9 protein-coding genes are annotated in these 8164 nt (G+C 72.8%); 7 read left to right on the top strand and 2 right to left on the bottom strand.

Features of this window, described 5'->3' with window-relative positions; translation table 11 throughout:
- From B7L92_RS16295 to B7L92_RS16270, 6 genes are all read left to right on the top strand, one after another.
- Window positions 1-650, top strand: a 650-nt coding sequence (locus B7L92_RS16295; protein ID WP_255310991.1) for a TraR/DksA family transcriptional regulator, incomplete at its 5' end; no start/stop codon positions are given.
- 88 nt (window positions 651-738) lie between these two features.
- Entirely contained in the window at window positions 739-1416 is a 678-nt protein-coding gene (gene lspA, locus B7L92_RS16290) for a signal peptidase II (RefSeq protein ID WP_081238319.1), read from the top strand.
- A 50-nt stretch (window positions 1417-1466) separates the two neighbouring features.
- A complete protein-coding gene (locus tag B7L92_RS16285) occupies window positions 1467-2411 on the top strand; it encodes an RluA family pseudouridine synthase (RefSeq protein ID WP_004989261.1) in 945 nt (314 codons plus the stop codon).
- Window positions 2408-2875, top strand: a complete 468-nt coding sequence (locus tag B7L92_RS16280; RefSeq protein ID WP_081238318.1) for a GNAT family N-acetyltransferase — start codon at window positions 2408-2410, stop codon at window positions 2873-2875. The genes B7L92_RS16285 and B7L92_RS16280 overlap by 4 nt, the downstream gene beginning before the upstream one ends.
- A gap of 88 nt (window positions 2876-2963) precedes the next feature.
- Window positions 2964-4550 carry a Na+/H+ antiporter gene (locus tag B7L92_RS16275; protein WP_081238317.1) on the top strand — a complete coding sequence of 529 codons (1587 nt, stop codon included), beginning with the start codon at window positions 2964-2966 and terminating at the stop codon, window positions 4548-4550.
- Window positions 4551-4600: 50 nt separating this feature from the next.
- Window positions 4601-5341 (top strand): SDR family NAD(P)-dependent oxidoreductase, encoded by a 741-nt coding sequence (locus tag B7L92_RS16270; protein WP_081238316.1) that lies wholly within the window; start codon window positions 4601-4603, stop codon window positions 5339-5341.
- 7 nt (window positions 5342-5348) lie between these two features.
- Here the strand turns inward: B7L92_RS16270 and B7L92_RS16265 are convergent, their stop codons facing one another.
- Window positions 5349-6464 carry a mechanosensitive ion channel family protein gene (locus tag B7L92_RS16265; protein WP_081238315.1) on the bottom strand — a complete coding sequence of 372 codons (1116 nt, stop codon included), beginning with the start codon at window positions 6462-6464 and terminating at the stop codon, window positions 5349-5351.
- 108 nt (window positions 6465-6572) lie between these two features.
- Between B7L92_RS16265 and B7L92_RS16260 the strand changes: the two genes are divergently transcribed.
- Complete coding sequence (locus B7L92_RS16260; protein ID WP_081238322.1) at window positions 6573-7148, top strand: dienelactone hydrolase family protein; 576 nt, start codon at window positions 6573-6575, stop codon at window positions 7146-7148.
- A gap of 63 nt (window positions 7149-7211) precedes the next feature.
- Here B7L92_RS16260 and B7L92_RS16255 read toward each other — a convergent pair whose 3' ends face one another.
- The gene (locus tag B7L92_RS16255) at window positions 7212-8036 is read right to left on the bottom strand and encodes an SAM-dependent methyltransferase (protein WP_081238314.1); all 825 of its coding nucleotides are present in this window, start codon (window positions 8034-8036) and stop codon (window positions 7212-7214) included.
- Window positions 8037-8164: the final 128 nt, after the last annotated feature.

The raw sequence follows: 8164 nt of genomic DNA, 5'->3' as shown, positions 1-8164 counted from the left end.
CGGGCGGTGACGGCGGTGGTACCGGCCGGAAGGCCGCCCGGAGTGCGGGGGGTGCGGGGGGAAGGAGCAAGGGCACCACCAGGGACGGCGGGGGCACACAGGACATGGCCGGGCGCGGCACGGCCACTGACGCGGGCGCGGCCGAGGCCGCGACGCAGACGGGAGCGACGACGGTGGGTGCGAAGAAGACTCCTGGCACGGCCACGGCGGCGAAGACCGCCGTGCCCAAGGCGCGGATCGCCGCGGCGGAGCCTGGCGACCTGGCGGTGCGGCCGGGCGAGGACCCCTGGACACCGGAAGAGGTCGAGGAGGCGCGGGCCGGGCTGATGGCCGAGGTGGTGCGGCTGCGCGACGAGATCAGCTCGTCGGAGCGGTCGCTGGCCGGTCTCATGCGGGACTCCGGCGACGGCGCGGGCGACGACGACGCCGACACCGGCAGCAAGAACATCACGCGCGAGCACGAGCTGGCGCTCGCCGCCAACGCGCGCGAGATGCTCACCCAGTCCGAGCGGGCCCTGCAGCGCCTGGACACCGGCACCTACGGCCTGTGCGAGAACTGCGGCAACCCCATCGGGAAGGCCCGTGTGCAGGCCTTCCCCCGGGCCACCCTGTGCGTCGAGTGCAAGCAGAAGCAGGAGCGCCGCCCCTGATCACCGCCGTATGCCTCCTGGGCACGAGGGGCGTGCGGGGCGTGCCGTACCCTCGTCCTCAGTCAGGTACCTAGGTCGAGGGACTCACGTGGCAGAGGCGGAGCGCATCATCGGTACGCCGGACACCCCGGACACGGGCCGGGACGGGACGGAGGGGGACGACGCCCGTGCGGGCGGTGCCCCCGGGGCCGGTGCCCGGGAGGGCGGCGCTCACGGGGCCGGCGCCCCCGTCGCCGCGTCCGGCACCGGGGGGACGGCGGCGGAGACCGAACGGCCCCGCGGCAAGCGGCGCATCGCCGTGCTGTTCACCGTCGCCGCCTTCGCCTACGCCCTCGACCTGATCAGCAAGATGATCGTGGTCGCCGAGCTGGAGCACCACGAGCCCGTCGAGATCATCGGGGACTGGCTGAGGTTCGAGGCGATCCGCAACGCGGGCGCGGCCTTCGGCTTCGGCGAGGCCTTCACCGTGATCTTCACGGTGATCGCGGCCGTGGTGATCGTGGTGATCATCCGGCTCGCCCGCAAGCTGTACAGCCTGCCCTGGGCGATCGCGCTCGGCCTGCTGCTCGGCGGTGCCCTCGGCAACCTCACCGACCGGATCTTCCGGTCCCCGGGCGTCTTCGAGGGCGCGGTCGTCGACTTCATCGCGCCCAAGGGCTTCGCCGTGTTCAACCTGGCCGACTCGGCCATCGTGTGCGGCGGCATCCTGATCGTGCTGCTGTCGTTCCGGGGTCTGGACCCCGACGGGACCGTCCACAAGGACTGAGGACTGAACGCGCGTACGGGGTCGCCGGGCCCGTCCGGCATACTCGACGGGTGAGCACGATTCCCGAGATCCGTACCCTGCCCGTGCCCGACGGCCTGGAGGGCGAGCGCGTCGACGCCGCCATCTCCCGCATGTTCGGCTTCTCCCGCACCAAGGCGGCCGAACTCGCCGCCGCGGGGAAGGTCACGGTCGACGGGTCGGTGGTCGGCAAGTCGGAGCGGGTGAGCGGCGGCGCCTGGCTCGAGGTCGAGATGCCGCAGGCGCCCGCGCCGGTGCAGGTCGTCGCCGAGCCGGTCGAGGGCATGGAGATCGTGCACGACGACGACGACGTGGTCGTGATCGTCAAGCCGGTCGGGGTCGCCGCCCACCCCTCGCCGGGCTGGACCGGCCCGACCGTGATCGGCGGTCTCGCCGCCGCCGGGTACCGCATCTCGACCTCCGGCGCCGCCGAGCGCCAGGGCATCGTGCACCGCCTCGACGTCGGCACCTCCGGTCTGATGGTGGTCGCCAAGTCCGAGTACGCGTACACGTCGCTGAAGCGCCAGTTCAAGGAGCGCACGGTCGACAAGCGCTACCACACGCTCGTCCAGGGCCACCCCGACCCCACCAGCGGCACCATCGACGCCCCCATCGGCCGGCACCCGCACCACGACTACAAGTGGGCGGTCACCGCGGAGGGCAAGCCGTCCGTCACGCACTACGACCTCATCGAGGCCTTCCGCGCCGCCTCCCTCCTCGACGTCAAGCTGGAGACCGGCCGCACCCACCAGATCCGCGTCCACATGGCCGCCCACCGGCACCCCTGCGTCGGCGACCTGACCTACGGCGCCGACCCCACGCTCGCCAAGCGGCTCCGCCTCACCCGCCAGTGGCTGCACGCGGTGCGCCTCGGCTTCGAGCACCCCGGGGACGGCCGGTGGGCGGAGTACTCCAGCGACTATCCGGAGGACCTGCAGAAGGCACTGGACCAGGTCCGGGAGGAGACGTACGCATGAGCTCCTCCTACGTGGTCGGGGAAGCGGTGGAGCCCGCCGACCGGGAGGCGTGCTTCGCGGTGCGCAAGGAGGTCTTCGTCGCCGAGCAGGGCGTTCCCGAGGACATCGAGTACGACGCGTACGACGCCGGCGCCGTGCACGTGCTGGCGGTCCGGGAGGACGGCGTACCGCTCGGCACCGGGCGGCTGCTGCACGGCGAGGCCGCCGCGGCGAAGAACGGCGGCGACCCGGAGGTCGGCTCCCTCGGGCGGCTCGCGGTGACCCGGGAGGCGCGCGGGCTCGGGGTGGGGGCGGCCCTGGTGCGGGCCGTCGAGGAAGCGGCACGCGCGCGCGGCCTCACCGCCGTCGACCTGCACGCGCAGACCCACGCCCTGGGTTTTTACGAACGATTGGGGTACGAGGCGTACGGGCCCGAGTTCCCGGACGCGGGGATACCGCACCGGGCCATGCGGCGCGTGCTGTAACCGGGGTCCGTCAACGGCCTGGTGAGGGCGGCGGCATGGCAGGCTGGAGGCCCGCCGACCGATCGTCGATCCCCCAGGAGCACCGACCGTGGATCAGTTGGCCCTGCTGTTCGTCCTGTTGCTCGGGGCGGTGGTGAGCGTCGCCGTCGGGGAGCGGCTGGGGCTGCCGGCGCCGGTGCTGATGACGGTCCTCGGGATCGTCCTGGCGCTGCTGGAGTTCGTCCCGAACGTCGACGTCCCGCCGGAACTGATCCTGCCGCTGCTGCTGCCGCCCCTGCTCTACGCCGCCGTGCGCCGGACGTCCTGGCGCCAGTTCGCGGCGAACATCAGACCGATCCTCCTGCTGGCCGTGGCGCTGGTCTTCGTCACCACCCTGTGCGTGGCCGTCGTCGCCCATGCGATCGTGCCGGGGCTGCCGCTGGCCGCCGCCGTCGCCCTCGGTGCCCTGGTCGCACCGCCCGACCCGGTCGCGGCGACCGCCGTCGCCGGGAAGCTGGGGCTGCCGCGCCGGCTGGTGTCGATCCTGGAGGGCGAGGGGCTGTTCAACGACGTGACGGCCATCGTCCTGTACCACGTGGCGATCGCCGCCGCCGTGAGCGGCACCTTCTCGCCCTGGCGGGCCGGGCTGGACCTGGTGCTGTCGGCCGTGGTGGCGGTCGCGGTCGGACTCGCGCTCGGCTGGGGCACCAACAAGCTGATGGGCCTGCTCGGCGACCCGACCCTGCAGGTCGCCCTGACCCTGCTGGTGCCCTTCGCCTCCTACGTCCTGGCCGAGGAACTGCACGGTTCGGGGGTGCTCGGGGTGCTCACCACCGCGCTGTTCCTCGTGGAGTACGCCACCGACGCCGACGACGTCACGGTCCGGCTCGCCGGGCACACCTTCTGGGACATCGTGGACACGCTCGTCACCGGCGTCGCGTTCGGACTGGTCGGTCTGGAGCTGCACAACGCGGTCGAGACCGCGGCCGGCCACTGGGGCGAGCTGCTCACCTGGGCGGCGGCGGTCGTGGGCGTGGTCGTCCTCGTCCGGCTGGCGTGGCTGCTGCCGGCGACCTGGCTGACGCAGCGGCTGCACACCGCGCGGGACGTCGACGAGGAGATCCCGGTGAGCTGGCGCGAGACCGTGGTGATGTGGTGGTCGGGGATGCGCGGGGTGGCCTCCGTCGCCCTGGCCCTCGCCATCCCGCTGGAGACCGACACCGGGGGCGACTTCCCCGCCCGGGGCGAGATCATTTTCATCGCGTTCGGCGTGGTGCTGGCGACGCTGCTGGTGCAGGGGCTGACCCTGCCGTGGCTGGTGGGCCGGCTGGGGGTGCGGGGCGACATCGGGCGCGAGAAGGAGTTCGAACGGCAGCTGGCGGTCCGGGCCGCGAAGGCGGCGAAGCGCCGGCTGCGGGAGATCGAGGAGGTCGAGGACCTGCCCGAGGAGCTGTCCGAGCAGATGCTGCGGCGGTCGTTCGACATCGGGGTGCGGATCAGCCCGGAGATGGCGGAGGACGAGCGGCGGGAGGCCTACCGGCAGCGGGCACGGCGGTTGAAGCGGGTGCGGCGGATCGAGGGGGAGATGCTGAGCGCCGCACGGCACGAGGTGCTGGCGGCGCGGAGCGAGACGGGGGCGGATCCGGAGGTGGTGGACCGGGTGCTGCGGCATCTGGACGTGCGGAGTCTGCGGTGAGCGTCGTGGGGTTACCGCCGTCGGCGGCCTTCTGTCCGTAGGGTCGGGGCATGACTCGGAACGTTGTGATCAGTGGGGGCGGTACGGGCATCGGGCTGGCCACCGCGCGTGTCTTCGCCGCCGACGGGGACCGGGTGCTGCTGCTCGGGCGGCGCGGGGACGTGCTGGAGCGGGCCGCGGTGCCGGGGGCGCTGACGTACGCCGCCGATCTGGCCGATCCGGAGGCCGTGCGGGGCGTGGCCGGCTTCGTGGGACGGGAGTTCGGCGCCGTGGACGTCCTCGTCCACAGCGCCGGGGGCAACGGGCTCCTCGAGCCCCCGGTCGGCGGCGACGAGCCGCTCGACGCCGTCGCCCACCACTGGACGGTCAACTTCCGGCTCAATCTGCTGACCGCCGTCCTGCTCACCGAGGCCCTGAGGGAACGGCTCGCCGAACCCGGCGGGCGGGTGCTGTTCCTCAGCTCCATCGCCGCGTACCGGGGGTCCGGGCAGGTGGCGTACGCGGCGGCCAAGGCGGGGCTGCACCCGTACGCCCACGACCTCGCCCGGCGGCTGGGCCCGCACGGCATCACCGTGAACGTGGTCGCGCCCGGCTACATCGAGGACACCGCCTTCTTCGGCGACGGCATCGACGAGGAGCGGCGGGCCCGGCTGATCGCCGAGACGTCCGACAAGCGGGCCGGGACGCCCGGGGACGTCGCCGCGACCCTGCACTGGCTCGCCTCCCCGGGCGCCGCGCACATCACCTCGCAGATCATCCAGGTCAACGGCGGTGCCGAGCGCGGCCACTGACGGGCGCTCAGTGCTCCCGGGAGTGGGTGTGCACCCTGCGGGCCGACGGTATGCCATCGGGAAAGCGGTGGCCGTCGAGGTGCGGCGGCAGGATCGCGTCCGCCGCGTTGACCCGGGGCAGGGCGTACGGGTGTTCCTCGGCCAGCCAGCGGATCATCTGCTCGCGGACCACGACCCGTACCGTCCATATGTCGTCCGCGTCCTTGGCGGTGACCAGGGCCCGCACCTCCATGGTGCTGGGCGTGGTGTCCGTCACGGCCAGGTTGTGGGCGCGGCCGTCCCAGGCCGGGCACTCCCGCAGGATGTCGCGGAGCCGGTCGCGCATCGCCTCCAGCGGGGCCGAGTGGTCGAGGTGCCAGAAGACGACACCGGTCATCTGCGGCGTGCCGCGCGACCAGTTCTCGAACGGCTTGGAGGTGAAGTACGACACCGGCATGGTGATCCGGCGCTCGTCCCAGGTGCGGACGGTCAGGAAGGTCAGCGTGATCTCCTCGACGGTGCCCCACTCGCCGTTCACCACGACCGTGTCCCCGATGCGCACCATGTCGCCGAAGGCGATCTGCAGCCCGGCGAACATGTTGCCCAGCGTGGACTGGGCGGCGACACCGGCGACGATGCCGAGGATGCCGGCCGAGGCCAGCAGCGAGGCGCCGGCCGCCCGCATCGCCGGGAAGGTCAGCAGCATCGAGGCCGCCGCCACCACCGTGACGATCGCCGACACCACCCGCCGGATCAGCGTCACCTGGGTGCGCACCCGGCGGACCCGCGCCGGATCGCGGTGGTAGCGGGCGTTGGCGTACCGGGTGTAGGTGGTCTCGACGATCGCCGCCGCGATCCGGATCACCAGCCAGGCGGCCGACCCGATCAGCACCAGGGACAGCATCCGGCCGATGCCGACCCGGTGGTCCGGGAACACCTGGGCCTCGACGTACGACCCTCTCAGCAGGGCCGCGCAGAGCACCAGTTGGTACGGGACGCGGGCGCGGCGGAGCAGTCCCCACAACGGCGTGTCGTGGTGGCGTTCGTCGGCCTTGCGCAGCAGCAGGTCGGTCGCCCAGCCGAGCAGCAGCGTGAGCACGACCGAGCCGCCGACCACGATCAGTGGGCGGAGCACGTCATCCATGCCTCCGAACCTAACCGGCCCCGGGCGGGCACGAACATGTGACTTCCGCGCGCTCGTGGGTACTGCCGCGATCCGGCGCGGTCACACCGGGCTGGCACCATGGGCCCCATGAACATCATGCTCTTTCACTCGACCTACGGGCTCGGACCCGCGGTGCACCGGGCCGCCGACCGGCTGCGCGCGGCCGGACACGAGGTGTTCACGCCCGACCTCTTCGAGGGCCGCACGTTCACCACGGTCGAGGAGGGCATGGCGTACCGGGAGGAGACCGGCAAGGAGGAACTGCTGAGGCGGGCCGTGCTGGCCGCCGCGCCCTACTCGGAACGGGGGCTGGTGTACGCCGGGTTCTCCTTCGGCGCCTCCGTCGCCCAGACACTGGCCCTCGGCGACGGCAGGGCGCGCGGGCTGCTGCTCCTGCACGGCACGTCCGACATCGCGGCGAACGCCTCGGTGGACGACCTGCCGGTGCAGCTGCACGTCGCCGAGCCCGACCCGTTCGAGACCGACGACTGGCTGAGCGCCTGGTACCTGCAGATGCGCCGGGCGGGAGCCGACGTCGAGGTGTACCGGTACGCCGGGGCCGGCCACCTCTACACCGACCCCGACCTGCCGGACTGGGACGAGGAGGCGGCCGAGGCCACCTGGCGGGTGGCGCTCGGCTTCCTCGAGTCGCTGGAGGACTGATCCCGGCGGGGGCGGCCGGGGAGAAGCCGAGGAGGAGGGGCCGGTGAGGAACCGCCGGCCGGGCTACGCCTTGCGGCCCACCCCGCAGTAGGCGTCCACGGCCGCGAGGTCTCCGTCCGGCTCCCCGCCCTCCGGCCGCCACTCGGGCACCCGCACGACGCCGGGCTCCACCAGCTCCAGCCCCTCGAAGAACCCGGCGATCTCCTCGACGCCGCGCACGTGGTACGGCACCGCGCCGCTCGAGTTGTACGCCTTTGACGCCGCGACCATGCCCTCGCTGGTGGCCGTGCTGTCGCCGATCACCAGGTGGCTGCCCGGGGGGAGCCCCGCCATGAGCCGGCGCACCAGGCCGCGGGCCTCCTCGTAGTCGGCGACGTGGCCGAGCGTGTTGAGGATCATCAGGGCGACCGGCCGGGAGAGGTCGAGCGTCTCGGCGGCGGCCCGCAGCACGGCCTCGGGGTCGTACAGGTCGGCGTCCAGATACGCGGTCCTGCCCTCCGGCGTGCTCTTGAGCAGGGCGTGGGCGTGGGCGAGGACTATGGGGTCGTTGTCGACGTACACGATCCGCGCGTCCGGGGCGACGCGCTGGGCCACCTGATGGGTGTTGTCGGCGGTCGGCAGCCCGGTCCCGACGTCCAGGAACTGCCGGATCCCCTGTTCACCGGCGAGGTACCGGACGGCCCGTCCCAGGAACCGCCGGCTGGTGAGCGCGACGTCGGCCAGGCCGGGGAAGATCTCCTTGATCTGGTCCCCGATCTCCCGGTCGACCTTGTAGTGGTCCTTGCCGCCGACGAAGTAGTTCCAGAAGCGGGCCGAGTGCGGCTTGCTCGTATCGATCCGGGCACGTGTCCCGGAACCGGTGCGGTCCTGTGTGGTGTCCTGCGACACGGCTGAGCCTCCTGTGGACGGGCGGTGACCAGTGCGCCCAACCTAGGTGAACCGGCCATGGAATACCCCGGGTCGGCTCCCGCGGCCCCGGCCGACCGTACGTTTTCGGCCACCGGCCCGCCGGTCGT

The sequence above is a fragment of the Streptomyces viridosporus genome, assembly GCF_002078235.1.
Taxonomy (GTDB): Bacteria; Actinomycetota; Actinomycetes; order Streptomycetales; family Streptomycetaceae; genus Streptomyces; species Streptomyces viridosporus.
Note: the sequence above shows the minus strand (reverse complement) of the source record. Positions and strands in the feature narration are given on the sequence as shown.

Bases quoted from the DNA above. Each gene is read 5' to 3' on its own strand.
- B7L92_RS16280 (WP_081238318.1), top strand. From the start codon at position 2,408: ATGAGCTCCTCCTACGTGGTCGGGGAAGCGGTGGAGCCCGCCGACCGG.
- B7L92_RS16270 (WP_081238316.1), top strand. From the start codon at position 4,601: ATGACTCGGAACGTTGTGATCAGTGGGGGCGGTACGGGCATCGGGCTG.
- B7L92_RS16265 (WP_081238315.1), bottom strand. From the start codon at position 6,464: ATGGATGACGTGCTCCGCCCACTGATCGTGGTCGGCGGCTCGGTCGTG.
- B7L92_RS16260 (WP_081238322.1), top strand. From the start codon at position 6,573: ATGAACATCATGCTCTTTCACTCGACCTACGGGCTCGGACCCGCGGTG.